This window comes from Burkholderia sp. SRS-25 (assembly GCF_004343765.1).
Taxonomy (GTDB): Bacteria; Pseudomonadota; Gammaproteobacteria; order Burkholderiales; family Burkholderiaceae; genus Burkholderia; species Burkholderia contaminans.
This window is the reverse complement of record NZ_PTXM01000018.1, coordinates 210875-236380: the sequence shown is the minus strand read 5'-3', so window position 1 is coordinate 236380 and position 25506 is coordinate 210875. Positions and strand designations below refer to the sequence as shown.

26 protein-coding genes and 1 pseudogene are annotated in these 25506 nt (G+C 67.8%); 9 read left to right on the top strand and 18 right to left on the bottom strand.

Features of this window, described 5'->3' with window-relative positions; translation table 11 throughout:
* From C5O79_RS25475 to C5O79_RS38645, 4 genes and pseudogenes are all read right to left on the bottom strand, one after another.
* Positions 1-212 (bottom strand): annotated as a pseudogene (locus C5O79_RS25475) (aspartate aminotransferase family protein); the annotation flags it as partial.
* Positions 213-249: 37 nt separating this feature from the next.
* Complete coding sequence (locus C5O79_RS25470; RefSeq protein ID WP_046544263.1) at positions 250-1587, bottom strand: glutamine synthetase family protein; 1338 nt, start codon at positions 1585-1587, stop codon at positions 250-252.
* Positions 1588-1614: 27 nt separating this feature from the next.
* A complete protein-coding gene (locus C5O79_RS25465) occupies positions 1615-2403 on the bottom strand; it encodes a gamma-glutamyl-gamma-aminobutyrate hydrolase family protein (protein WP_122474410.1) in 789 nt (262 codons plus the stop codon).
* 283 nt (positions 2404-2686) lie between these two features.
* Positions 2687-2872: a hypothetical protein gene (locus C5O79_RS38645; protein ID WP_043184603.1), complete on the bottom strand. Its 186-nt coding sequence runs from the start codon at positions 2870-2872 to the stop codon at positions 2687-2689.
* Positions 2873-3327: 455 nt separating this feature from the next.
* Here C5O79_RS38645 and C5O79_RS25455 point away from each other — a divergent pair, with 455 nt between their 5' ends.
* Positions 3328-3879: a cupin domain-containing protein gene (locus tag C5O79_RS25455; protein ID WP_122474591.1), complete on the top strand. Its 552-nt coding sequence runs from the start codon at positions 3328-3330 to the stop codon at positions 3877-3879.
* A 97-nt stretch (positions 3880-3976) separates the two neighbouring features.
* Positions 3977-5467, top strand: a complete 1491-nt coding sequence (locus C5O79_RS25450) for an aldehyde dehydrogenase (RefSeq protein ID WP_047852310.1) — start codon at positions 3977-3979, stop codon at positions 5465-5467.
* Between the two features lie 63 nt (positions 5468-5530).
* Here the strand turns inward: C5O79_RS25450 and C5O79_RS25445 are convergent, their stop codons facing one another.
* Positions 5531-5731: a heavy-metal-associated domain-containing protein gene (locus C5O79_RS25445; protein WP_011353438.1), complete on the bottom strand. Its 201-nt coding sequence runs from the start codon at positions 5729-5731 to the stop codon at positions 5531-5533.
* Between the two features lie 329 nt (positions 5732-6060).
* Here C5O79_RS25445 and C5O79_RS25440 point away from each other — a divergent pair, with 329 nt between their 5' ends.
* Both C5O79_RS25440 and C5O79_RS25435 read left to right on the top strand, forming a co-directional pair.
* Positions 6061-6393 carry a cupredoxin domain-containing protein gene (locus tag C5O79_RS25440; RefSeq protein ID WP_122474409.1) on the top strand — a complete coding sequence of 111 codons (333 nt, stop codon included), beginning with the start codon at positions 6061-6063 and terminating at the stop codon, positions 6391-6393.
* A gap of 12 nt (positions 6394-6405) precedes the next feature.
* Positions 6406-7242 (top strand): FTR1 family protein, encoded by an 837-nt coding sequence (locus C5O79_RS25435; protein WP_046544267.1) that lies wholly within the window; start codon positions 6406-6408, stop codon positions 7240-7242.
* 70 nt (positions 7243-7312) lie between these two features.
* On the opposite strand, the gene C5O79_RS25430 is transcribed toward C5O79_RS25435, so the two are convergent.
* The 7 genes from C5O79_RS25430 to C5O79_RS25400 all read right to left on the bottom strand — a co-directional run bounded on the left by C5O79_RS25430 (position 7313) and on the right by C5O79_RS25400 (position 13625).
* Positions 7313-7531 (bottom strand): hypothetical protein, encoded by a 219-nt coding sequence (locus C5O79_RS25430; protein ID WP_021162109.1) that lies wholly within the window; start codon positions 7529-7531, stop codon positions 7313-7315.
* Positions 7531-7992 carry a hypothetical protein gene (locus tag C5O79_RS25425; protein WP_047852308.1) on the bottom strand — a complete coding sequence of 154 codons (462 nt, stop codon included), beginning with the start codon at positions 7990-7992 and terminating at the stop codon, positions 7531-7533. The genes C5O79_RS25430 and C5O79_RS25425 overlap by 1 nt, the downstream gene beginning before the upstream one ends.
* 44 nt (positions 7993-8036) lie before the next feature.
* Positions 8037-9854, bottom strand: coding sequence for a glutamine--fructose-6-phosphate transaminase (isomerizing) (gene glmS, locus C5O79_RS25420; RefSeq protein WP_131931839.1), 1818 nt, complete (start codon positions 9852-9854; stop codon positions 8037-8039).
* Positions 9855-9909: 55 nt separating this feature from the next.
* A complete protein-coding gene (gene glmU / locus C5O79_RS25415; RefSeq protein ID WP_039355353.1) occupies positions 9910-11271 on the bottom strand; it encodes a bifunctional UDP-N-acetylglucosamine diphosphorylase/glucosamine-1-phosphate N-acetyltransferase GlmU in 1362 nt (453 codons plus the stop codon).
* Positions 11272-11405: 134 nt separating this feature from the next.
* Entirely contained in the window at positions 11406-12401 is a 996-nt protein-coding gene (gene ttcA / locus C5O79_RS25410) for a tRNA 2-thiocytidine(32) synthetase TtcA (RefSeq protein WP_046544270.1), read from the bottom strand.
* A complete protein-coding gene (locus tag C5O79_RS25405; RefSeq protein WP_039355357.1) occupies positions 12398-12802 on the bottom strand; it encodes a dihydroneopterin aldolase in 405 nt (134 codons plus the stop codon). The genes ttcA and C5O79_RS25405 overlap by 4 nt, the downstream gene beginning before the upstream one ends.
* 79 nt (positions 12803-12881) lie before the next feature.
* Positions 12882-13625: an SDR family oxidoreductase gene (locus tag C5O79_RS25400; protein ID WP_122474407.1), complete on the bottom strand. Its 744-nt coding sequence runs from the start codon at positions 13623-13625 to the stop codon at positions 12882-12884.
* Between the two features lie 13 nt (positions 13626-13638).
* Here C5O79_RS25400 and C5O79_RS25395 point away from each other — a divergent pair, with 13 nt between their 5' ends.
* Both C5O79_RS25395 and C5O79_RS25390 read left to right on the top strand, forming a co-directional pair.
* Complete coding sequence (locus C5O79_RS25395) at positions 13639-14832, top strand: SAM-dependent methyltransferase (protein WP_046544272.1); 1194 nt, start codon at positions 13639-13641, stop codon at positions 14830-14832.
* Positions 14833-14843: 11 nt separating this feature from the next.
* On the top strand, positions 14844-15038 hold the full coding sequence (locus tag C5O79_RS25390; RefSeq protein WP_039355363.1) for a DUF2905 domain-containing protein: 195 nt from the start codon (positions 14844-14846) through the stop codon (positions 15036-15038).
* 22 nt (positions 15039-15060) lie between these two features.
* On the opposite strand, the gene C5O79_RS25385 is transcribed toward C5O79_RS25390, so the two are convergent.
* From C5O79_RS25385 to C5O79_RS25360, 6 genes are all read right to left on the bottom strand, one after another.
* Positions 15061-15282 carry a hypothetical protein gene (locus tag C5O79_RS25385; RefSeq protein WP_039355365.1) on the bottom strand — a complete coding sequence of 74 codons (222 nt, stop codon included), beginning with the start codon at positions 15280-15282 and terminating at the stop codon, positions 15061-15063.
* Positions 15283-15383: 101 nt separating this feature from the next.
* On the bottom strand, positions 15384-16292 hold the full coding sequence (locus C5O79_RS25380) for a carbohydrate kinase (protein WP_046544273.1): 909 nt from the start codon (positions 16290-16292) through the stop codon (positions 15384-15386).
* Complete coding sequence (locus C5O79_RS25375; RefSeq protein WP_122474406.1) at positions 16289-17569, bottom strand: AGE family epimerase/isomerase; 1281 nt, start codon at positions 17567-17569, stop codon at positions 16289-16291. Before C5O79_RS25375 ends, C5O79_RS25380 begins: the two co-directional genes overlap by 4 nt.
* Positions 17566-18588 carry a LacI family DNA-binding transcriptional regulator gene (locus tag C5O79_RS25370; protein WP_122474405.1) on the bottom strand — a complete coding sequence of 341 codons (1023 nt, stop codon included), beginning with the start codon at positions 18586-18588 and terminating at the stop codon, positions 17566-17568. The genes C5O79_RS25375 and C5O79_RS25370 overlap by 4 nt, the downstream gene beginning before the upstream one ends.
* A 363-nt stretch (positions 18589-18951) precedes the next feature.
* On the bottom strand, positions 18952-20790 hold the full coding sequence (locus tag C5O79_RS25365) for a phosphodiesterase (protein WP_122474404.1): 1839 nt from the start codon (positions 20788-20790) through the stop codon (positions 18952-18954).
* A gap of 216 nt (positions 20791-21006) precedes the next feature.
* Entirely contained in the window at positions 21007-22038 is a 1032-nt protein-coding gene (locus C5O79_RS25360) for a bile acid:sodium symporter family protein (RefSeq protein ID WP_046544275.1), read from the bottom strand.
* A 346-nt stretch (positions 22039-22384) separates the two neighbouring features.
* Here C5O79_RS25360 and C5O79_RS25355 point away from each other — a divergent pair, with 346 nt between their 5' ends.
* The 3 genes from C5O79_RS25355 (at position 22385) to C5O79_RS25345 (ending at position 25452) form a co-directional block, all read left to right on the top strand.
* Positions 22385-22912, top strand: coding sequence for a peptide-binding protein (locus tag C5O79_RS25355; RefSeq protein ID WP_122474403.1), 528 nt, complete (start codon positions 22385-22387; stop codon positions 22910-22912).
* A gap of 345 nt (positions 22913-23257) precedes the next feature.
* Positions 23258-24334 carry a porin gene (locus C5O79_RS25350; protein ID WP_122474402.1) on the top strand — a complete coding sequence of 359 codons (1077 nt, stop codon included), beginning with the start codon at positions 23258-23260 and terminating at the stop codon, positions 24332-24334.
* 155 nt (positions 24335-24489) lie between these two features.
* Positions 24490-25452 (top strand): LysR family transcriptional regulator, encoded by a 963-nt coding sequence (locus C5O79_RS25345; RefSeq protein WP_011353416.1) that lies wholly within the window; start codon positions 24490-24492, stop codon positions 25450-25452.
* The last annotated feature ends 54 nt before the right edge of the window (positions 25453-25506 follow it).

Here is a 25506-nt window from a genome sequence, read left to right as displayed (position 1 = left end):
TCCGAGTCCCACAGGTAGACGCCGTCGGCCTTCACGATCACGCGGCTGCCCGCGCGGTTCAGCGCGCCCATGTCCGAGAACGGGTGGATGTGGTGCGCGGCGTCGAGCGCGCGGTATTCGGCGGTCGTGCGCGCCTGCGTCGCGCGCGGTGCGGCGGCCGCGGCGCTCGGTGCGGCCGGCTGGACCCAGGCTGATTCGTTGCGGTACGTCATGTTTCCTCCGTGATTCCGTATTCGGTCGGGTGCACGCTCAGACGTGCAGCAGCAGATGGCGGCGTTCCCACGAGCTGATCACGCGGAAGAACGCTTCGTATTCGGTTTCCTTCAGCGCGAAATACGCTTTCAGGAACTTGTGGCCGAGGATCTCGCCGAGCGGCTCGCAGGCGGCCATCAGCGTCAGCCCTTCCTCGAGGTTGCGCGGCAGCTGGTACGGCAGCTCGTAGCCGTCGCTGACGAGCGGCTCGGTCGGCTCCAGGCGCTGCGTCATGCCGAGATAGCCGGCGGCGAGCGTCGCGGCGAGCGCGAGGTACGGGTTGCAGTCGACACCCGGAATGCGGTTTTCGATGCGGCGCGCCGACGGGCCCGAGTGCGGGATGCGGAACCCCACCGTGCGGTTGTCGTAACCCCACTGCACGTTGATCGGCGCGGCCATGAAGCGCGACAGGCGGCGGTACGAGTTGATGTACGGCGCGAAGATCGGCATCAGCGCCGGCGTGTACTTCTGCAGCCCCGCGAGGTAGTTGTAGAACATCGACGTTGCGCCGCCGGTTTCCTGCGAAGTGAACAGGTTCCGGCCCGTTTCCTCGTCGACGATGCTCTGGTGCACGTGCATCGCCGAGCCCGGTTCGTCCTCCATCGGCTTGGCCATGAACGTCGCGTACATGTTGTGACGCAGCGCGGCCTCGCGCACCGTGCGCTTGAACAGGAACACCTGGTCGGCCAGCGACAGCGCGTCGCCGTGCATGAAGTTGATCTCCATCTGCGCGGCGCCGACTTCGTGGATCAGCGTGTCGATGTCGAGGTTCTGCGCTTCGCAGTACTCGTAGATGTCCTCGAACAGCGGGTCGAACTCGTTGACCGCCTCGATCGAATACGACTGGCGGCCCGTTTCGGGGCGGCCCGTGCGGCCGACCGGCGGGCGCAGCGGCAGGTCGGGATCCTTGTTCATGTCGACCAGGTAGAACTCGAGTTCCGGTGCAACGACCGGCTTCCAGCCCTTCGCCTTGTACAGGTCGAGCACGCGGCGCAGCACGTAGCGCGGCGAGATCTCGACCGGCGAGCCGTCGAAGTGCACGCAGTCGTGGATCACCTGCGCGGTCGGGTCGACGGCCCACGGGATCAGGCGGATCGTCGACGTGTCGGGCACGCACACCATGTCGGGGTCGGTCACGCCGGTCAGCGAGCCGTCTTCCGGATATTCGCCGGTGACGGTCTGCACCATCACGGCTTGCGGCAGGCGCATCGATTCGCCGGACGTGAACTTGTTGCGCGGCGTGATCTTGCCGCGCGCGATGCCGGCCATGTCGGGAATGATCGCTTCGACTTCCGTGATCCGGTGCTGCTTCAGAAAATCTTCGATGTCTTGCATGTCTGTTCTCGTTGGTTTGGTCGGCGCTCAGGCGAGCGCGGCGGCGGCCGTCGCGCGCGTACGGGCAGCGCGGCGGGCGCGGCAGGCATCGCCGAAGGCGCGGAAGATCGCGCTCGACAGCGGATCCTGCGCATGGCGCCATTCCGGATGCCACTGCACGGCGAGGGCGAAGGCCGGTGCATCGACGACGCTCACGGCTTCGATCAGCCCGTCCGGCGCGACGGCTTCGACGGCGAGGCCGGAGCCGAGCTGGGCGATGCCCTGCTTGTGCAGCGAGTTCACGTGCACTTCGTCGCGGCCGCCGGCGAGCGCGTGCAGCTTGCCGCCGGGCGTCAGGCGCACGACGTGCGCGGGGCCGTACTGCGTATCCATCGGCGCGTCGTCGTCCTCGCGGTGATCGGCGAGCCCCGGCACTTCGTGCACGCGCTGGTGCAGCGTGCCGCCGCAGACGACGTTCAGCTCCTGGAAGCCGCGGCAGACGGCCAGCACGGGCACGCCCGCGGCGATCGCCGCGCGCAGCAGCGGCAGCGTGGTCGCGTCGCGGGCCGGGTCGTGCTTCGTGCCCGGTGCGCTCGGTTCGCCGCCGTACCGATGCGGCTCGACGTTCGAGTAGCTGCCGGTAAACAGCAGGCCGTCGACCGTGTCGAGTACGTCGTCGACCGACTGGCGCTCGCCGAGCGCGGGCAGCACCATCGCGAACGCTTGCGCACCGTCGACGATTGCGGCGACGTATTTGTCGCCGACCGTATGCGACGCGTGTGCGCCGATTTGCGTGTGGTCGGCGGTGATGCCGACGAGGGGTTTCCTTCTATCCATGACGTCAATCAGTTATCCGGAGGGTTGTTGCGTCTTGCTTGCCGGACGTGGCGAAACGCCGGCGTGCAACAGCCCCGCAGCCTTGCGCAAGATGCAAGGCCGCTGGTGAATGGGCGCAACGGGATGGCGTGGCGATCCGCGCTGCGCGCGACGATCAGGCCGTCGTTCGTTTCATTGCGAGTCGCGACGCGGCAATGCATGCGCGAACGCGTTCCGTCACCGCACGGACGATGCGGTTGGCGAATCAGCAGACGAAACGAACGACGTAAAGAAAGGAGAGGCGCTACGGCAGCAGCGACGCCACTTCGTCGGTATCGACGGCGACGAATGCGCGTGCGGAAACGGCGTTGTGACGCCGAACGGAACGACGGGACAGGATGGTGTAGATCGACAGGTGAAGCAGGCGAGGACTATGCCAGCCGCAACTGCCGTCGTCGGAAGCGGACGCTGCGCTGCGCAAACTTCGCACATCGCCTCGATCCCACCTCACCAGAGGGCCACGGACTCTCACGATTACACTCGACTGGGTTGTTGAAAGTATTGAACACCTGACCGTTTCGACGCGCTGGGCGTTTAAAATAATCAAGGTGCCGGTTACGCGTTATTTACATTGATGGGCATCAATTTTTGCGTTGCAATAACGTTTTTTGCTGCCGATGAATGCTGGATGACGCTAACCTGAGAGCCAGCATATACGAGCCAAAAACGGCGTCAAATGTTTTTTAACGGTGCTGCATCAGGGCTTTCCCGAGCAGTGCGAACAAAAGATTCGCAAAAGGAATAATCAACGGGCTGTTCATTATTTCGAACGCCTTTCAGGGTTTTCCCCGCTGATGCGCGGCATAAAGTGATTAGAATATTCAACGGCTGTCCTCCGCGTCGTTTCACTTTGTCATCGCACTTATCGTGTCCGAAACCGAATCGATGTCCACCGAAGTCGCCGAGCGCCTGCGTTTCGTGCGCAACAAGCAGGGCCTGTCGCAGCGCGAACTCGCGAAGCGGGCCGGCGTGACCAACGGCACGATCTCGCTGATCGAACAGGGCCGCGTGAGCCCGTCGGTCGGTTCGCTGAAGAAACTGCTCGAATGCATCCCGATGAGTCTCGCGGAGTTCTTCACGTTCGAGCTGATCGAATCGCGCTCGATCGTGTCGCGTCGCGACGAGATGCCGAACCTCGGCAACGACACGCTCGCGTTTCACCTGGTCGGCGCGAGCATGAAGGACCGCAACATGTGCATCCTGCGCGAGATCTACCAGCCGCAGGCCGATACGGGGCCCGAGATGCTCGTGCACGCGGGGCACGAGGGCGGTGTCGTCGTGTCGGGGCGGCTCGAGCTGACCGTCGACGGCGCGACGTGGCTGCTCGACCCCGGAGACGGCTACTACTTCGAAAGCCGTTTGCCGCACCGTTTTCGCAATCCCAGCGCGGACCTGATCTGCGAGGTCGTCTCGGCCAATTCGCCGGCGACCTTCTGACCGTTCCCCCGCGCGTCACTGCATTCGCTGCCGGCCGGCTGCGCGTCATGCGCAGCGGCGTGCCGCATCGCGAATGCCAAAAAACTGAGGCATCCTGATGAACAAGTTGACTTTGGCTGACTGGCAGGACAAGGCGGCGTCGCTCGAGATCGAAGGGCGCGCATTCATCGACGGCGCGTTGCGCGACGCGCACGGCGGCAGGACGTTCGACTGCGTGAGCCCGATCGACGGCCGCGTGCTCGTGAAGGTCGCCGATTGCGGCGAAGCCGACGTGAACGCGGCTGTTGCTGCCGCGCGCCGTGCGTTCGACGCAGGCGTGTGGGCCGGGCTGAACCCGCGTGCGCGCAAGGCCGTGCTGCTGCGCTGGGCCGCGCTGATGCGCGAGCATCTGGACGAACTGTCGCTGCTCGAAACGCTCGACGCCGGCAAGCCGATCGGCGACACGACGACGGTCGACGTGCCGGGCGCCGCGTATTGCGTCGAATGGTTCGCGGAAGCGATCGACAAGGTCGGTGGCGAGGTTGCGCCGGCCGATCATCATCTCGTCGGTCTCGTTACGCGCGAGCCGGTCGGCGTGGTCGCCGCCGTCGTGCCGTGGAACTTCCCGATCCTGATGGCCGCGTGGAAATTCGGCCCCGCGCTCGCGGCCGGCAACAGCGTCGTGCTGAAGCCGTCGGAGAAATCGCCGCTGACCGCGATTCGTGTCGCACAGCTCGCGGTCGCGGCCGGCATGCCGGCCGGCGTGTTCAACGTCGTGCCGGGCGCGGGCGAGCCGGGCAAGCTGCTCGCGCTGCATCGCGACGTCGACTGCATCGCGTTCACGGGCTCGACGGCGGTCGGCAAGCTGATCATGCAGTACGCCGCGCAGTCGAACCTGAAGCGCGCGTGGCTCGAACTCGGTGGCAAGTCGCCGAACATCGTGCTGCCCGATTGCCCCGACCTCGACCGCGCAGCACAGGCGGCTGCCGGCGCGATCTTCTACAACATGGGCGAGATGTGCACGGCGGGTTCGCGGCTGCTCGTGCATCGCGACATCAAGGACGCGTTCATCGAGAAGCTCGTCGCGGCCGCGCGCGCGTACGTGCCCGGCAATCCGCTCGACCCGGCGGTGTCGATGGGCGCGATCGTCGACGGCATCCAGCTCGAGCGCGTGCTCGGCTATATCGAAGCCGGGCGCAGCGAAGGCAGGCTCGTCACGGGCGGTGCGCGTGTGAAGGCGGAAACGGGCGGCTTCTACGTGGAGCCGACGGTGTTCGAGGTGAAGCCCGATGCGAAGATCGCGCGCGAGGAGATCTTCGGGCCCGTGCTGTCGGTGATCGTGTTCGACGACGTCGACGAGGCCGTGCGGATCGCGAACGACACCGAGTACGGGCTGGCCGCGGCCGTGTGGACGTCGGACCTGACGACCGCGCACGACGTGTCGCGCCGGCTGCGTGCGGGCACCGTCTGGGTGAACTGCTACGACGAGGGCGGCGACATGAACTTCCCGTTCGGCGGCTACAAGCAGTCGGGCAACGGCCGCGACAAGTCGCTGCACGCACTCGAGAAATACACCGAGCTGAAGTCGACGCTGATCCGGCTGCGCTGACGCGCAATCGGCCGCGGGCGCAGCGCCGGTCGGCGGTGTGCCCGCGGTTCGCAGTGTGCGGCGTTATGCGGCGCGCAGCGCGGGGTGGAAGCCGGCGGCTTCGATGATCGACTGCACGCGCTCGGCGCCTTGCGCCGATTCGACCTTGACGATCTTTGCCGCGACGTCGATGTCGAGCTTCGCGGCGGGATCGGCGGCCGTCACCGCGCGCGTGATGGCGTTGGCGCAGCCGCCGCAGGTCATGTCCTGGACTTCGAATTCCATCGTGTTCTCCTGAGTTGACGATTGACAAGCATCGACAGCATGAAGCTTGCCACGGTGGGAAGGTCAAGCGTACGCGTGCCGCCTCGCTGCGGTGACAGCCTGTTGTAAACATGAAGCCTGATGAATCGCGATCGAGCTTTGACGTCATTGGGAACTTGTCCCGATTGACGGCGAAGCGTGTCGGTCCTCATGGGGCGGATGCCTTGCCGGGCAACGCGCGACGGCGACTCATGAAGCGTGATCACCATGTCGCCAGTAAGGGTACGCGAGTTGAAAATGCGAATCGATCTTAATATCGGTTCCCTTCGATATTTCAATTCGTTACCCTCATGAATCGTTTCGCTTTCGGCTTCGCGCTGGCCCTGCTGGGCGCATCGGCAACGTCCGCATTCGCGGCCGACGATGTCGTCGACCTGACCCTGAAGGGCCACAAGTTTTCGCCGGACGGCGTGACGATCCCCGCCGGCAAGAAGGTGAAGTTCGTCGTGAAGAACCTCGACGCGACGCCCGCCGAATTCGAGAGCGACGACTTCAAGGCGGAGAAGGTGGTGCCCGCGGGCAAGTCGGTGGAAATCATGGTCGGGCCGCTGAAGGCCGGCACGTACGAATTCCACGACGAGTATCACGAAGCGCAGTCGAAGACGCACCTGACCGTCAAGTAAGCCCATATCGCCATGTTGTCTACTGCCCTGATCGTCTTTCGTGAAGTGCTCGAGGCCGCGCTGGTGGTGTCGATCGTGATGGCCGCCACCAAGGGCGTGCCGCGGCGCGGCTGGTGGGTCGGCGGCGGGTTGGCGGGCGGCGTGATCGGCGCCGGCCTGATCGCCGCGTTTGCCGACGTGATTTCGCAGTGGGCGTCCGGCATGGGGCAGGAGGTGTTCAACGCGGGCGTGATGTTCGTCGCGACGCTGATGCTTGCGTGGCACAGCATCTGGATGAGCCGGCACGGCCGCGAGATGGCGATGCAGATGACCGCGGCCGGGCGCGCCGTCGCGGACGGCAGCAAGCCGCTGACGGGGCTGGCGATCGTGGTCGGCGTCGCGGTGCTGCGCGAAGGCTCCGAGGCCGTGCTGTTCCTGTACGGCATCGCGGCGGGCGATCCGGGGCAGACGCCGCAGATGATCGTCGGCGGGCTGCTGGGTGTGCTTGGCGGCGCCGGGCTCGGCTACGGGATGTATGCGGGCCTGCTGCAGATTCCGCTGAAGCGCCTGTTCACCGTCACCAACTGGCTGATCGTGCTGCTCGCGGCGGGGATGGCAAGCCAGTGCGTCGGCTTCCTGCTCTCGGCGGGCCTCGTGCCGTCGTGGGGCGATACGGTCTGGGATACGTCGTGGCTGCTCAAGGATTCGAGCCTCGTCGGCAAGGCGCTGCATACGCTGATCGGCTATACCGCGCGACCGGCGGGCATCCAGATCGTCGCGTATCTCGCGACGCTGGCCACGATCGTCGGGCTGGCACGGCTCGTCGGCCGGCCGCAGACCGCAATTCGGCCGCCACGGCCCGCGGCCTGAGTCGCACGGGTTCGAATAGGAAAGGGGCGTTCATGACGCCCCTTTTTTCATGTGCGCACGCCGCGCCTGCTCAGCGGTGGCTGTCGATCCACGCGCGAGCCCATTCGAGCCCCGCTTCGCGCGCATCGTCCTCGGTGTCGAACACGCCGAGCACGCCGGATGCCTCGACCAGCTTGTTGTTCTGCGTGATCGTGCCGCTCGCCGCGAAGCGCTCGGGCTGCAGGATCTCGTCCTGCTGCAGGATCGCGTGGCCCCAGATCTGATAGCCGTGGTAGGTTTGCGCTTCCATTATCGAGCCACCTCCGCGGAGCGGCCGTGCGTGCCGACCTGCAGCACGTTGCCGTCCGGTGTGTATTGACGCGGGATGTTGGAGTAATTCAGGGCATGCGGCGCATCGGGCGCAGCCGGCTGCATCACCGTCAGGCGTCCCGGTGCGGGCTGCGCAACGGGGCGCGGAGCGACCGGCGCCTCGGCCGCGGACGGACGATGCGAATCGGCTTTCACGGCCTGCACGACGCGGCGCTTGTGCGGTTTCGCCGCGGCTTTCGGGGTGGCATTCGCGTGCTTCTCCGCGTTCTTGCCGGCGCGTGCGTCGGCGCCCGTGTGCGTGGCCGGGGTACGGGATTCCGGCGCATGGGCTGCCGGCTGCCGCGCCTCGGGCGGATTCCAGACCTCGACGTAATGCTCGGCGGCCCAGCCCGTCGACGCGAACGCCAGCGCCAGCACACCACATCCAATCAGTCTTGCCATTGTCTCTCCGTCTATCTCGCCGGCACGCGGCCCGGCGTCCCGCCTTATTCCACCGTCACCGACTTCGCGAGGTTGCGCGGCTTGTCGACGTCGGTGCCGCGTGCGCACGCGGTGTGATACGCAAGCAATTGCAGCGGCACGACGTGCAGGATCGGCGACAGTTGCCCGTAGTGCTCCGGCATCCGGATCACGTGCAAGCCGTCGTCGTTGACGATCTGCGTGTCGGCATCGGCGAACACGTACAGCTCGCCGCCGCGCGCACGCACTTCCTGCATGTTCGACTTCAGTTTCTCGAGCAGCGTGTCGTTCGGCGCGACCGTGACGACCGGCATCGCTTCCGTGACGAGCGCGAGCGGCCCGTGCTTCAGTTCGCCGGCCGGATAGGCCTCGGCGTGGATGTACGAGATTTCCTTCAGCTTCAGCGCGCCTTCGAGCGCGATCGGGTAGTGCAGCCCGCGGCCGAGGAACAGCGCGTTTTCCTTGCGCGCGAATTCCTCCGACCACGCGATGATCTGCGGCTCCAGCGCGAGCACGCTGTTCAGCGCGGCCGGCAGGTGGCGCAGCTGCTTCAGGAATTCCGCTTCCTGCGCGGCATCGACGTGCCCGCGCAGCTTGCCGAGCGTGGCCGCCAGCACGAACAGCGCGACGAGCTGCGTCGTGAACGCCTTCGTCGACGCGACGCCGATCTCGGTGCCCGCGTGCGTCAGGAACTGCATTTCGGTGAGACGCACCATCGCGCTCGTCGCGACGTTGCAGACCGCGAGCGTGTGCGTATGGCCGAGCGACTGCGCGTGCTTGAGCGCCGCGAGCGTGTCGGCCGTCTCGCCCGACTGCGAGATCACCAGCACGAGCTGGCGTGGGTTCGGCACCGATTCGCGGTAGCGGTATTCGCTTGCGATTTCGACCTGGGTCGGGATCTTCGCGATCGATTCGAGCCAGTATTTCGCGGTCAGGCCCGAGTAGTAGCTCGTGCCGCACGCGAGGATCAGCAGGCTGTCGATGTCCGCGAACGCGGCGGGCGCGGCGTCGCCGAACAGCGTCGCGTCGAGCCCGTCCGTCTGCGGCACGGTATCGCTGATCGCGCGCGGCTGCTCGAAGATTTCCTTCTGCATGAAGTGACGATACGGGCCGAGTTCGACCGCGCCGCCGTAGGCGCTGACCACGCGGATCTCGCGCTGCGCGGTGGCGCCGTGGCGGTCGACGATCGTCACGCCGTCGAGCGACAGCTCGCACACGTCGCCTTCCTCGAGGAACGTGAAGTGGTCGGTGCTGCCCGCGAGTGCAAGTGCGTCGGACGCGAGGAAGTTCTCGCCGTCGCCGTGGCCGACCACGAGCGGCGAACCCTGGCGTGCACCGACGACGGTATGCGGCTGGTCCTTGTGGATCACGGCGATCGCATACGCGCCGTGCAGCTGGCCGACCGCTTCGCGCACCGCGTCGAACAGGTTGCCGCGATACAGGCTGTGCACGAGGTGGGCGATCACTTCGGTGTCGGTCTGCGACACGAACTCGTAGCCCTTCGCACGCAGCGCTTCGCGCAGCGATTCGAAATTCTCGATGATGCCGTTGTGTACCAGCGCGAGCGCGTTCGACGAGAAGATCGGGTGCGCGTTGTGCGTGACGGGCGCGCCGTGCGTCGCCCAGCGGGTGTGCGCGACGCCCGTCGTGCCTTCGAGGTGCGATTCGCGCACCTGCGCGTCGAGATCGGCGACGCGCGCCACGCTGCGCGCACGCTTCGGTGCACCGGGCTCGAGCACGGCGACGCCGCACGAGTCGTAGCCACGGTATTCGAGGCGCCGCAATCCTTCGATCAGCACCGGAACGATATTACGCTGCGCAACTGCGCCGACAATGCCGCACATGAATGAGTGAGTCCTGTAAGTCGACGCGGACGCCGCCGGGGCGCCCGCAAAAGGTTCAGCTTTTCTTCTTGACCGGGCGGACGTAGCCGCTCTTCGCGGTCTGGGTCTTCTCGTTCAACGCGAGCAGGCCGTCGGCTACATCTTTCCAGATCGTCGTGCCGGCGGCGATCGTCACGCCGCGGCCGACGCGCACGGGCGCGACGAGCTGCGTATCGGAGCCGACGAATACGTCGTCCTCGATCACGGTGCGGAACTTGTTCGCGCCGTCGTAGTTGCAGGTGATCGTGCCCGCGCCGATGTTCACGCGCGCGCCGATGTCGGCGTCGCCGATGTACGTGAGGTGGTTCGCCTTCGAGCCGTGGCCGATCACCGCGTTCTTCACCTCGACGAAGTTGCCGACGTGCGCTTCGTCCGCGAGCTGCGCGCCGGGGCGCAGCCGCGCGTACGGGCCGATCACGGTGTGCGCGCCGAGCTCGGCGCCGTCGATGTGCGTGAACGCGTCGATGCGTGTGCCCGCGCCGACCGACGCGTTGCGGATCACGCAGTTCGCGCCGATCGTCACGTTGTCGGCGAGCGTCACGTTGCCTTCGAACACGCAGTTCACGTCGATCGACACGTCGCGGCCGCAGCGCAGCGTGCCGCGCACGTCGACGCGCGCCGGATCGGCGAGCGTGACGCCGTCGACGAGCAGAGCGTCGGCGATGTTGCGCTGGTGGATGCGCTCGAGCTCGGCGAGCTGCGCCTTGCTGTTCACGCCGAGCGTCTCCCATTCCTCGTCGGGCTGCGCGGTGACGACGTCGAAACCGGCCTCGATCGCCAGTTCGACGACGTCGGTCAGGTAGTACTCGCCCTGCGCGTTCTCGTTCCTCAGCGCGCCGAGCCACATCGACAGCTGGGCCGTCGGCGTGACGATGATGCCGGTGTTGATCTCGGCGATCTTCAGCTGTTCGGGCGACGCGTCCTTCTGTTCGACGATGCGCGTGACGAAGCCGGCCGCGTCGCGCACGATGCGGCCGTAGCCGGTCGGATCGTCGAGGGTGACCGTCAGAATCCCGTAACGGCCTTCGCGTGCGGCGTCGACGAGGCGCTGCAAGGTCGACGCGCGCGTGAGCGGCACGTCGCCGTACAGCACGAGCGTCGGTTGCGCGGGATCGAGGAGCGGCAGCGCCTGGCGCACCGCGTGGCCGGTGCCGAGCTGTTCGGCCTGCACCGCGAACTGGACGTCGGGTGCGGCGACGGCGGCCTGGACCTGCTCGGCGCCATGACCGACGACGACGACGAGCCGGGACGGCTGCAGCGTGCGCGCGGTGTCGATGACGTGGGAGAGGAGCGGCCTGCCGGCCAGCGGGTGAAGCACTTTCGGCAGGGCGGAACGCATGCGCTTGCCGGTGCCTGCCGCCAAAATCACGATATTCATGGCGCGCGCTTGGGTCAGAGTTCGAAGCCGTCCATTTTAGCACGCGGCCCTTGTCGCTCCGGGCCTGTCGCGGCGGGGCGACAACGCCGAAACGAGGCCGCCGGCCCCGGTTTCGGCGGGTGTTCGGTCCCTGCTTACAGATCGTCGAACTGGACGATCGAGATCGGTTGGGCGCCACCCGGCGCGGCGCTGTCGTCGCCCGACGCGCACGGCTCCTCGTCGAACGCGATGTCGCCCTGCGGATCGGCCTCGCCCGTCGCGCGCAGCGACTGGAACGGGTACAGCGTCGTGTCCATCAGGTGCGACGGCACGACCTTCGCGAGCGCATTGAACATGTTTTCGACGCGGCCCGGGAAGCGCTTGTCCCATTCGCGGATCAGCGCCTTCATTTCCGCGCGCTTCAGGTTCGGCTGGCTGCCGCACAGGTTGCACGGGATGATCGGGAATTCGCGCAGTTCCGCGTATTTCTCCAGATCGGTTTCCTTCACGTACGCGAGCGGGCGGATCACGATGTTCTTGCCGTCGTCCGACTGCAGCTTCGGCGGCATCCCCTTCAGCTTGCCGCCGTAGAACATGTTGAGCAGCAGCGTCTGCACGATGTCGTCGCGATGGTGGCCGAGCGCGATCTTGGTCGCGCCGAGCTCGCCGGCCACGCGGTACAGGATCCCGCGGCGCAGCCGCGAGCACAGCGAGCAGGTCGTCTTGCCCTCGGGCACGAGCCGCTTGACGATGCTGTACGTGTCCTGGTTTTCGATGTGGAACGGCACGCCGACCTGTTTCAGGTATTCCGGCAGCACGTGCTCGGGGAAGCCAGGCTGCTTCTGGTCGAGGTTCACAGCGACGATGTCGAAATCGATCGGCGCGCGTTCGCGCAGGCGCAGCAGCACGTCGAGCATCGCGTAGCTGTCCTTGCCGCCCGACAGGCACACCATCACCTTGTCGCCTTGCTCGATCATGTTGAAGTCGCCGATCGCCTGACCGACCTGGCGCACGATCCGCTTGAACAGCTTGTTGTTCTCGTACGCGTCCTTCTGTTCGCGGCGCGTCAGCGCCGGGCGGCCGGCCGGCGCGGCGGGCGTGTCGAGGGTGGCGGCATCGGCCGCCGTGTCATTCATGTGGGGGGCGTTCATGTGCGCTCCTCGTCCTTGATGCGAAAGACTTCGACGCCGACGGCGTCGCAGTCCGGATAAGCGTCCGGTTTCTCGGTACAGACGCGTACCGCGCGCACGGCATCGTGCGCCAGCAGGCGCGCGGCGATCGCGTCGCACAGCGTTTCCTGCAGGTGGATGTGGCCGCGCGCCAGGCATTGCGTGACGCTCTGCTTCATCAGATCGTAGTCGACGATTTCATGCAGCCGGTCGTCGACGGGGGTGGACAGCGCGAGCGGCACGAACAGGTCGATATTGATGACGACGCGCTGCTCGCCGCGCTTCTCGTGTTCGAAGGCACCGATGTTGATGTGCACTTCGTAGTCGCGCAGGTAGAGCCTGCGGCAGTCCGCGAGGCGGGGGTGCAGGAGAGCGGAAAACATGGTCGTCCCAGTCAAATTGGCGTGCGCACACGCAAAGCGGCGCGGGCGGCGGCGGTCAGGCCGCGCGTTTCCGCGCAGTTCATTCATTCGGGCCGGCGGCGGGCGGCACGAGGTGCTCGCCGCCGTCGACGGTCAGCGTCGCGCCGGTGACGCCGGGCGCGCTCGCGAGATAGCAGGCCGCCGCCGCGATGTCGTCCGCGTGCGGCGCGTGGCCGCGCACGAGCGCCGCGACCCGCACCTTCGGCGCGAGCGCCAGCGCCAGCGCCGACGTCGCGCGGTTCAGCGCGGCCTGCATCAGCGCGTGCGACAGCTGCGCCGGTGCCGGGTGAAACAGCGCCTGATCCAGCACGTGGATCGCGCAGGCGCGCAACGCTTCGTGCTCGCGCGCGGCGTCGGGCGTCGCATCGGCGAGCGCGCGGGCCAGCGCGAGCGGCGCCGTCACGTTGCGCGCGAGGGCGCCGGCGAGCGACGCGCCGTCCACCGTGTGCGCGTCGTCGACGCCGGCGCTGGCACTCACGAACACCGCGCACGCGGGCCGGCCGAGCGCCGCGCCGCACGCGGCGACGAGTCCGGCGGCGTCGGCCTCCAGGGCCAGATCGGCGTCGAGCACGACCGCGCGGCGGCCGAGCGCCGCGACTTCGGCGACGAGTGCGTCGGCCGCCGCATGCGGCGTGCCGTGGCTGCGCTGCAGCGCGACGTCCCAGCCGCGCCGGGCGAATCCCGTGGCGAGCGCCCGACCGATCGACGCGGCGTCGGCTGCGCTGCCCAGGGCACCTGTGACGAGCGCCACGCGCTGGGTCGACGTATCGGCTGAAACGGTCATTTACAATGCCGGGATGAACCCGAAAGCTCACGAACCCGCTAGTTTACCTGCTCCCGGCCCTGACGCGCTCGCGCAGTCCGAAACCCTCGCCGCGCAACTGCGCGACGAGATCGAGGCGGCCGGCGGCTGGCTGCCGTTCGACCGCTTCATGGAGCGCGCGTTGTATGCGCCCGGCCTCGGCTATTACAGCGGCGGCGCGCGCAAGTTCGGGCGCCGTGCCGATGACGGCAGCGACTTCGTCACCGCGCCCGAGCTGTCGCCGCTGTTCGCGCAGACGCTCGCGCAACCGGTCGCGGAAGCGCTTGCGGCGAGCGGCACGCGCAGCGTGATGGAATTCGGCGCCGGCACGGGCAAGCTCGCGGCCGGGTTGCTCGCGGCGCTCGACGCGCTGGGTGTCGAACTCGACGCCTACCTGATCGTCGATCTCTCGGGCGAGCTGCGCGAGCGGCAGCGCGACACGATCACGGCCGCCGCCCCGGCGCTCGCCGCGAAGGTGCGCTGGCTCGACGCGCTGCCCGAGCGCTTCGACGGTGTCGTGGTCGGTAACGAGGTGCTCGATGCGATGCCGGTGCGCCTGTTCGCGAAGGCGGGCGGCGCATGGCGCGAGCGCGGTGTTGCGCTCGACGCGCGGCAGGCGTTCGTGTTCGAGGACCGGCCGGCCGCACCGGCCGGCCTGCCGCCGGTGCTCGCGGGCCTTGACGATGCGGCGGACGGCTACGTGACCGAGACGCACGAGGCCGCGCTGGCGTTCACGCGCACCGTCTGCACGATGCTCGGGCGCGGCGCGGTGCTGCTGGTCGACTACGGCTTTCCCGCGCACGAGTACTACCACCCGCAGCGTGACCGCGGCACGCTGATGTGCCACTACCGTCACCATGCGCACGACGATCCGTTCCTGTACCCGGGGCTGCAGGACATCACCGCGCACGTCGAATTCACCGGCATCTACGACGCGGCCGTCGCGACCGGCGCCGATTTGCTCGGTTACACGTCGCAGGCGCGCTTCCTGCTGAATGCGGGCATCACCGACGCGTTGTCCGCGATCGATCCGTCGGACATCCACGCCTTCCTGCCGGCGGCGAACGCGGTGCAGAAGCTGATTTCCGAAGCCGAGATGGGCGAGCTGTTCAAGGTGATCGCGTTCTCGCGCGGCATCGACGGCACGCTCGACGCGTTCGCGCGCGGCGACCGCTCGCACGCCCTCTGACGGGAGCCGACATGCTGCGCTGGCTGATGACGTCGTTCGTCGCGGTGATGATCCTGACGCGCTGCTGGCCGTGGCTCGGCAAGCTCGGCATCGGTCGGATGCCGGGCGACGTCACGCTGACGCTCGGCGGGCGGCGCTACCCGTTCCCGTTCATGTCGACGCTGGTGCTGACGATGCTGCTGTCGATGGTGGCGCGGCTGCTCTGAGCCGCGCCTGAATGGCGGCGTGTTACAGCTCGATTTCGCCGAGGATCCGGTGCGCGAGCGCCTTCGCCTCGTCGAACGCTTCCTCCTCGCTGGGGCTCGTCGAGTGGACGTCGTAGCGCGTGTTCTCGGTGTCGTCCCCGTCGTCCCGCGCGAGGATCACGTAACCCTGGAACTGCCCGTTGCCCACCTGCTGGGTATGCGCCTTGGCCGTGTAGATGCCCTTCGTGAACGTGTTGGTGTCCATCGTGCTCTCCCGCAAAAGGACACTTCATCGTAGCACTGCGGCGCAGCATGTACAGCGCCGCTTATCGGTGACCGAACGGGGTCCGGTCGCCATCTTTCCCGTCATCGTTCGATCAGTGCGACGACCTCGTCGAGCGTCGGCGCGTGCGCGCCCGTATGGCGGCACGCAGCGGCGCCCGCCGCCAGCGCGAACACGAGATGCTCGCGCCACGATCGCTGCGGCGCGGCCATCAGGCTGAACAGCATGCCGCCGATCGACGCGTCGCCCGCGCCGACGGTATCGGCCACCTCGACGCGCGGCGGGCTGGCTTCGTGCACGTCGCCGTCGGCATAGAGCGTCGCCGCCTGCGCGCCGCGCGTGACGAGCACTGCCGCGCGCGGGTTCAGCGCGCGCACCGCGCCAATCGCGTCGGGGCCGTCGCCGCCGAACAGGTGCCGCAGGTCCTCGTCGGACACCTTGATCAGGTCGGCGAGCGCGGCCATCTTTTCGAGCGTCGGCCGGAACGCGGCCGTCATCAGGTTCCGGACGTTCGGGTCGAAGCTGATCTTCACGCCGCGCGCGTGCAGGTCGGCCGCGAGCGCGGCCAGCGTGCCGGCGAGCGGTTCGCGCACGAGGCTGATGCAGCCGAAATGCGCCCATTTCACGTGGTCGGTCCAGCCGGGCGGCAGTCGCGCCGGATCGAACGCGAGGTCGGCGCTCGCTTCGCCGATGAAGAAGTAAGCGGGCGGGCGGGTCTCGTGGACGATCGCGAGCAGCGGCGGCCGCGCGACGCGCTGCAGGAAGCGCAGGTCGAGCCCCGCCGCTTCGCTCGTGCGCCACAGCACGTCGGAGAAGCAGTCTTCGCCGATCGAGCCCGCGAGCGCGCTCGGCACGCCGAGCCGCGCAACCGCGCGCGCGACGTTCCAGCCGGCGCCGCCCGGCACCGAGGTCCATTGCGCGTCACCCGCGCGCACCATGTCGGTCAGGATGTCGCCTGCCGACACGAAAGCCGGAAACGTGCCGCCGCTCATTGCGTCGGCTCGCTGCGCTGCGCACGCGCGAGGGTCGCGAGCACGTCATAGCACGCGCCCATCGTGTGATAGTCGGTCTTGCCGGCCGGGCTCTTCTCGTCGCTGTACTTGCGGTTGTCGCAGGTGAGGATGCGGTACCACGCGCCGTAGCGGTGATCGACGAAGTGCGCCCAGCTGTAGCGCCAGATCTCGTCGTACCAGTCCCAGAAGCGTTCGCTGCCGGTGCGCGCGCCGAGCATCGCGGCGGCCGCGAAGGTTTCCGCCTGCACCCAGAAATACTTGTTGTGGTCGCAGATCGTGAAGTCGGGGCCGAAGCCGTAATTCAGGCCGCCGTGATCGGCGTCCCACGCGTGCGTGAGCGCAGCGTCGAACAGCTCGGCCGCGCGCGGCACGAGCCAGTCGAGCGGCCGGTGCCGCTCGAGGATCAGCAGCAGCTTCGCCCATTCGGTCTGGTGGCCGGGCTGGAAGCCCCACGGACGGAAGATGTTCGAGCTGTCTTCCTTGTTGTAGTCCCAGTCGACCGACCAGTCCGCATGATAGTGCTCCCACACGAGCCCGCCCGACAGCGCGGCCTGGCGCTGCGTGACGTGGGACGCGAGCTTTTCCGCGCGATCGAGGTACGTGAGGTGGCCGGTCGCCTCGTACGCCGCGAGCAGCGCCTCCGTCATGTGCATGTTCGCGTTCTGGCCGCGGTACGACGACACGACCCAGTTCGGCGTCGCGTCGTCCGCATAGAGTCCTGCGGCCGCATCCCAGAAACGGTGCTCGGCGAGCTCGAAGGTGGCCGCGATCAGCGGGCGGGCCTCGTCGATGCCGGCCATCGTCGCGTGCGCGGCCGCGAGCAGCACGAACGCGAGCCCGTAGCAGTGGCGCGTGCCGTCGAGGGTCGAGCGCTTCGCGCCGTCGCGCCAGTCGAGTTCCCAGTCGTAGCCCTGCCGTTCGTCGTCCCAGTGCGCGTCGCGCAGGAAGCGCAGCCCGTGGCGCGCGTATTCCAGGTGGCGCGGATCGCCGAAATGCCGGTACGCCATCGCGTAGTTGAAGACGAACCGGCAACTGCTGACGAGGTGGCGCGACGTGCGGTTGTAGATGCTGCCGTCGTCGCGGAAGTAGTGGTAGAAGCCGCCCGTCGGGTCGAATGCGTTCGTGGCGTAGAAGCGCAGCGTGTCCTCGATGTGCGACAGCAGGAACGACGGGTCGCGAAAGCTCGCGACGAACGGCGCGGCTTGCGTGTGGGCGGCCGGCGCGGCCGTGCAGGGTTGGACCGGGGGCATGTTCATGATGATTCGGTGACCGTGGCGGTATCGAGTGCCGGGGAGCCGGCGGGCTGGCTGCTGGCCCGCACGATCAGCTCGACGGGCAGGGAAATCTCGGTGCGCTCGGGCGCTTCCGCGAGCAGCAGCTCGACGCCGCGGCGGCCGAGCGCCTCCTTGTCGACCGAGAGCGTCGTGAGCGGCGGGCTCGCGTGCGCGGCAGCCGGGATGTTGTCGAAGCCGACGATCGCGATGTCGTCGGGGATGCGCAGCCCGCGCGCGGTGCACACGCGCTGCGCGGCGAGCGCGGCCGCGTCGTTGTACGCGAAGACGGCTTCCGGGCGCGGGCCCGGCGCGTCGAGCAACTGCTCCATCGCCCGCGCGGCGCCGGTGTCGGGATCGAGCCCCGCATCGATCGTCACTTCGTACGCGGGATCGAACAGCCGCCCGGCCTCGAAGAACGCGCGCCGGTAGCCGATCGCGCGCTGCGCGATGCTGTAGTGCGCGGGCGAGCCGCCGATGAACGCGATCCGCGTGCGGCCGGTGGCGAGCAGGTGGCGCATCGCGAGCGCCGCGCCCGTCGCGTTGTCGATGTTCACCGAACGCAGCCCGGGCGCCCACAGGTCGATCAGCACGAGCGGGCGGCCGGTCGCGGCGAGCGCCTCGATCGTCTCGGGCTCGATGAAGCCGGCCACCGCGATCGCGTCGGGCGCGTGCGGGCGCATCTGGCGCAGCACGTCGTCGTTCGGCCCGACCGTGAGCAGCGTCGGCACGATGCCGCGCTCGCGGCACGCATCCTCGACGCCGTGCAGCACGTGCGAGAAGAACGGGCTGGCCGGAAAGCGGTTGTGCTGGCGATGCAGCAGGAAGGTGAGCCGGCGGATGCGCGGCCGCAGTTGCGCGGGATCGTAGCCGAGCCGCTGCGCGATCTCGACGATGCGCGCACGCGTGGCTTCGGACAGGCCCGGCTGGTTTTTCAGCGCGCGGGAGACGGTGCCGATCGAGACCTCTGCCGCCCGCGCCACATCGCGAATGGTCGTACCCATCGTTCGCGGTCCGGTTTGTTTAGGGTGAAAGCGATTGTATAGTAAAACGTATTGCGGAATTCGGGCCGGATGGCCGGGGAATACCCGCAAATTCCCGGTTTTTAAGCGCTAATCTGCGAAAACGCCGTTACTAAAAATACTAAACAAAACGCGAAAAAGGCAAGGTGGACGTGCGAGCGCCTCGCGAGCTGGAAACGGGCGGCAAGCGGGCTGGCTTCATGTGTTCGCGGGAGCGGCGCCCGATCGCCTCCGCGGGCCACCGTAAAGTTGGTATGCAACTAACGGCCTGGTTGCCTGGCGGGTGAATGTACGCCATCGCCGCAGCTGGCGCCGCCGGATGTGCAAGCGGCTGTCGCCCGCCGTTCAGCGGATTGCCACGGCCGGCGGCGCGCCGCGATGGCGCAGCGCGGCGCGGCCCGCGTCGAGGTCGACGACCGCGAGCCCATCCGGCTGCTGTTTCGCGCGCCGCTTCGCGAGTGCGGCGACCGACGCGATCTCGTCGCTGCCGTAGCGCTTCGCGCCGTGCGCGCCGGGCGCCACGCCGACCGCGCCGATCGCCATCGTCACGAAGCCGAAGAACGCCGGGTTGCCGTGGCGGTCCTCGCCGTGCAGCCCGCCCGCCTGCCGGTCGGCCTGCGTGTAGAAGAGCTGCGCGCCTTCGTTGAAGCGGGCGATCGCGTCGGCGGCGCGTTCGCGCCAGTCGGCGCGCTGGAACAGCACGAGGAAATCGTCGCCGCCGACGTGCCCGAGAAAGTCGCGCTGCGGGTCGCACACGCCGGCCAGCACCGTCGCCGCGAACTTCAGCACCTCGTCGCCCTGCCAGTAGCCGTACTGGTCGTTGAACGGCTTGAACTGGTTCAGGTCGACGTAGCACGCATGAAAACCGGCGTCGCGCTGGAGCAGGCGGTCGATGTGCGCGCTGATCGGGATGTTGCCGGGCAGGAACGTCAGCGGATTCGCGTAGCGCGCGGCCTCGATGCGCATCTCCGTCACCGCGCGCACCAGGCTCTCGCCGGTGCCGAGCCCGACGTAGCGGCCGTGCTCGGTGATCACGAAGCCGTCCGCGAGATAGCGCTGGTCGTGGCTCGCGAGCAGCATCGCGAGCTGCTCGAAGGTCGTCGCGTTGTCGATCATCAGCGGCGCATCGTTCGCGAACTGCAGGCATGGCTTCTTTCCGAACACCTCGCGGTGGTACGGCAGCGCGAAGCGGTCGATGAAGCCGCGGCGATTCACGAGCGCGATGGGCCGCCCGCGTTCGACGAGCGCGACCGCATGCAGGTCGGGCATCCGGTTGAACAGGTCGAGCACGTCGTTGCTGGTCGCGTCGCGCGGCAACGCCGGCGCCGGCACGAGCATCTTTCCGGCGATCGTGCCGGCCGACCGCACCGCGCGCGTCGCGCCGGGAAACACCGCGATGTGCGGCGCGCGGATCGCATCGCGCGCGGCCGGCGCGACGACCCGCGACGGCTGCGCGTTGGGCCGGCCGAGCAGGAAGCCCTGCACGCAGCAGATGCCCATGTCGCGCACGACGATCAGGTCGCATTCGTTCTCGATGCCTTCGGCGATCAGTTGCGCGCCGCTCGCCTGCGCGAAGTGCTGCATCGCCTTCACGGCTTCGAACTTCAGCGGGTCGCGCGCGATGTCGTGGATGAAGAAGCGGTCGATCTTCACGACGTCCGGATGCAGGCGCAGCCACAGGTTCATGCTCGCGTTCGCGGTGCCGTAGTCGTCGAGCGCGAACTGGATGCCGGCGTCGCGCAGTGAGGCGATCGCCGGGCCGATCTGGGCGACGTCGGGAATCGCATTCTGCTCGGTCAGCTCGATCACGATGCGCTCGGCGCCGATCCGCGCGCGGACGAGGAGCTGGCGTGCACGCTCGCGTTCGCTGGCGAGCTTCAGGATCGTCCCGGCGCTGAAGTTGAGGAACAGCTTGCCGTCGCAGCCGAGTGCCGCGAATGCGTGGAGGCAGGCGAGCGCGGCCGCCTGTTCGAGCGCGATCGTTTCGCCTTCGCGCGCGGCCTGCGCGAACAGCGCGGCGGGCGGCTCGAGGTCGGTGCCGCTCGGGCCGCGTATCAGGCCCTCGTAGCCGACGACCGTCCCCGACCCGAGATCGACGATCGGCTGGAAGACGGCGGCGAGCGCGCGATCGGCGATCAGGCGCGTGATGCTGACGGCAGCGGAGTCGGAGTGGGGCGCGGGCATGGGCGAGGGCAGCCGAATCGACAGGACGCCCGACTTAACGGCATCGCCCGCGGGGAATTGAATGAAGATTTCGTGACGCGATGGGCGCTGGTGGTGCATCGCGCCTGGGGCGCATCGGGAAGGGCGGCGAGCGGAAGGCAGAAGGCAGAAGGCGAAAGGCGAAAGGCGAGAACACCGGGACGGCACCTCGCGCTGACCCTCCTGCCGCCCCGCTCGTCAGCGCTTGCCCGCGCTCAGCGCGCCGGACGCCGATGCCGCGTCGCCCTCGTCGTGCTCGCCGCTCATGTCGCGCGCGCCCCAGCGCTGCGCGAGCGCCGCGCACGCCATCAGCTGGATCTGGTGGAACAGCATCAACGGCAGCACGATCGCGCCGACCGCGTTCGCCGAGAAGATCACCTTCGCCATCGGCACGCCGGCCGCGAGGCTCTTCTTCGATCCGCAGAAGATGATCGTGATCTGGTCGGCGCGGTTGAAGCCGAGCCGCTTGCTGACGAACGCGGTCAGCAGCAGCGCGATCGCGAGCAGCACGAGGTTGACGACGAGCAGGCCGCCGAGCGCGCGCGGCGGGATCTGGTGCCACAGGCCTTCGTTGACGGCCTCGCTGAAGGCGACGTACACGACGAGCAGGATCGAGCCCTGGTCGACGAAGCGCAGCACGCCGCGGTTGCGGTCGATCCAGCCGCCGATCACGGGCCGCAGCAACTGGCCGGCGATGAACGGCACGAGCAGTTGCATCACGATGCTGCCGACGGTGCTCCACGGCGACGCGGCGGCCGCCGACTGCGACGTGATCATCAGCCCGACGAGCGCCGGCGTGACGAAGATCCCGAGCAGGCTCGACGCGGATGCCGCGCACACGGCGGCCGGCACGTTGCCCTTCGCGATCGACGTGAACGCGATCGACGACTGGACCGTCGACGGCAGCGTGCACAGGAACAGCACGCCCGCATACAGCGTCGGCGTGACGAGCGGCTGCAGCACGGGTTTCAGCGCGAGGCCGAGCAGCGGGAACAGCGCGAACGTGCTGAGCAGTACGACCGCATGCAGCCGCCAGTGGGTCGCACCCGCGACGACGGCTTCGCGCGACAGCTTCGCGCCGTGCAGGAAGAACAGCAGGCCGACGGCGATGTTGGTCGCCCAGTTGAACGCATGGGCGGCCGCGCCGCGGCACGGCAGGAAGCTCGCGAGCACGACGGTGCCGACGAGCGCGAGCGTGAAGTTGTCGGGAAGAAAACGGGGACGGGCCATCGGGAACTCGATTCGGAAACGACGGAGGCGCAAGTCGCGCGCGCGGATGGCGCCATTGTCCCGGTCGGGGATTCACTACACAAATGCATTGTGGGAATCGATTGATGAGCCAATCTCATGCGGCAGCGCTGACGGCACCGGGCCGGCCGTGCGCAAAACGGCAGAAGAATGTTCTGTCGCGGTCGCGCCCGGAAGTGAAAAAACCTAGCAGTAACATGGTGTTACACCGATGCCGGCGACATAACATTTTTTGGCTCGACACGCTTTCGGCCCGCTCATAAATTACTGCTGAAAGCCTTGGGTCGGCCGAAAGGAGCCGGCGGCGGGCGTGGACAGGCACTGAACGATGACGGAACGGGTGAAACGGAAGATCGGACGATGGGTGGCAGGCGTGCTCGGCGCGCTGCTGTTGCCGCTCGCGCTCGCGCAACCGCCTCACGGCGGTCATGCGTTCGGCGGCCAGGGCTTCGGTGGTCAAGGCTTCGGCGGCCACGGCTTCGGCGGCCACGGCTTCGGTGGCGGCGACATGCGCGCGTACGGTCAGCCGGCTGGTGGCGGGCCCGTCTGGCGCCGCGTGGCGCCCCCGCCCGGTGCACGCGCCGGCGGCGTGAACGGCTACGGCTCCCGCTGGGGGCTGCGGCCGACGCCGTCGTATGGCCATTACGCCGCGCAAAGCCCGTATCGCCCGATCAGCGCCGACGTGCGCCAGATGCCGCGCCCGCCGGGCGGCGGCAACGTGCCGCTGCGTGCCGGTTCGATCCGCGCCGACGTCGCGCGCTACAACGAGGAGCGCGGCGGGCGCCCGATGCCGCCGCCCCGCTCGCAGGACGAGCCTGCGCATTCGCCGTCTTTCTCCCCGTTCTACCGAAACTGAGCGCCCGCGCGCGCGTCCCTCCGCCGGCTGATGCGAATTCGCCACAGTCGCGCACAGATTTCCGCTGATTTTCCCGTCGCATTGCGCTATCTTTCGCGCCCGGCTCGCGTGTGCCACGCCGCCGCCCCGCCGCGCGACCGCGTTTGCGCGGGGCCGCCGACGGGTACTCGGTCACGTATCCATTCCGCGAAGTTAATGCCGCCGCTATACCCGCAATAAGTGTGCGCAATTTTGACCGGACGAATGATCCGTAAAGATGGCTGCGCCCCATACGACGCAAGCACTCGGCTCCAAAAAACAACGCTCGCGCCACTTATCGACTATTCGACAAAATCTGGAGATCCAATGAAAGCATTCGCTCGCCGTGCGTCGCGCACGTCCGTCAAGCTGATCGCCGCGGCCGCCTGCCTGGCGGCTACCGCTCCCGCCCATGCACAGTCGAGCGTGTCGCTCTACGGTCAGGTCGACGAATGGGTCGGCGCAACCAAGTTCCCGGGCGGCGACCGCGCGTGGAACGTGAGCGGCGGCGGCATGTCGACGTCGTACTGGGGCTTGCACGGCGCCGAGGATCTCGGCAACGGCTACAAGGCGATCTTCACGCTGGAAAGCTTCTTCCGCGCGCAGAACGGCCAGTTCGGCCGCTTCCAGGGCGACACGTTCTTCGCGCGCAACGCGTACGTCGGCATCGATTCGCCGTACGGCACGGTGACGGCCGGCCGCCTGACGACGCACCTGTTCCTGTCGACGATCCTGTTCAACCCGTTCTACGACTCGTACACCTTCTCGCCGATGGTGTACCACGTGTTCCTCGGCCTCGGCACGTTCCCGACCTACCCGAGCGACCAGGGCGCCGTCGGTGATTCGGGCTGGAACAACGCATTGTCGTACACGTCGCCTTCGTTCGGTGGCCTGAATTTCGGCGCGATGTACGCACTCGGCAACCAGGCCGGCGACAATGGCTCGAAGAAGTGGAGCGCGCAGTTCAACTATGCGAACGGCCCGTTCGCGGCGACCGCGGTCTACCAGTACGTGAACTTCAACAACGGCCCGCGTGACCTGAGCGCGCTGGTGGCCGGCATGAAGAGCCAGGGCATCGCGCAAGTCGGCGCGACCTACGACCTGAAGTACGTGAAGCTGTTCGGCCAGTACATGTACACGAAGAACGACCAGGTCGCGGGCAGCTGGCACGTGAACACCGCGCAGGGCGGTGTGTCGGTGCCGCTCGGCGTGGGCAACGCGATGGCGTCGTATGCGTACTCGCGCGATTCGGGCGGCCTCGACCAGACGCGCCAGACCTGGGCCGTCGGCTACGACTATCCGCTGTCCAAGCGCACGGACGTCTACGCTGCGTACATGAACGACCACATCAGCGGCCTGTCGACCGGCAACACGTTCGGTGCCGGCATCCGCGCGAAGTTCTGACGCGCGCGAAAAGCGCGTCCGGATTGCATGTTTTCCCGCAAAAACGGCGCTGCGACCCCGCGGCGCCGTTTTGCCTTTCTTGACCTTTCTGTTTCCCCGCCTTTGTTACCCTATCTCGTAATTGGACCATTCCCCCGTCATTACGAGCTAGTTCGATGGATACCCTCGTCAGCATGAATGTGTTTCGCTACGTCGTCGAAGTGGGCAGCTTCGTCGGCGCGGCCGAGCGCATGCAGATGTCGGCTGCGATGGCGAGCAAGCACGTGATGCATCTCGAGCAGCAGCTCGGCGCACGGCTGCTGCATCGCACGACACGACGCGTCGCCCCTACCGAGGCGGGACGCGAATACTATGAGCGCCTCGTGCAGGCGCTGTCGGAACTCGACGAAGCCGGGCAGGCCGTCGGTGCCGCGAGCGTGGTGCCGCAAGGCAGGCTGCGCGTCACGTCGCTATCGGCGTTCGGGCTGCGGCACGTGATGCAGGCCGTCACCGATTATGCGGGCCGGTTCCCGGACGTGACCGTCGACATGACGCTGTCCGATCGCGTGGTCGACCTGATCGAGGAAGGCTACGACGTCGCGGTGCGCGCGGCGCCGAACGGACTGAAATCGTCGTCTCTGGTCGCGCGGCAGATCGCGACCGCGCACATCCTGCTGGTCGCGTCGCCCGAGTATCTCGAGAAGCACGGCACGCCCGCGACGATCGCCGATCTCGCGCACCACAACTACCTGCGGCGCGACTCGAATTCGACGATGCTCGACTCGCTGGTGATCGACGCGGCCGCCGCATCGCGCGTGAACCTCAACGGCAACCTGATCGTGAATCATCTCGAAGGGCTGCGTGCGGCCGTGCTCGCGGGCGCGGGCATCGCGCTGCTCGGCACCGAGGTGGTCGGCGACGACATCGAGTCCGGCCGGCTCGTGCCGGTGCTGCTCGATGCGGTGCCGCCGCACGAGGCGCCGATCTACGCGGTGTACGCGAGCCGTCGTCACGTGTCCGCGAAGGTGCGTTCGTTCGTCGACTTCCTGGCGGCGCGTTTCGAAGGGCAGTCGCTGTGCCCGTCGATCGAATCGCGCCTGCGCGTGCTGCCGATCACGCGGATGAAGCGCGCGGTCTGAGCCGTCTTTCCCGCAACAGCGGGGCAATGAAAAAGCGCGAACCGCAGCGGTTCG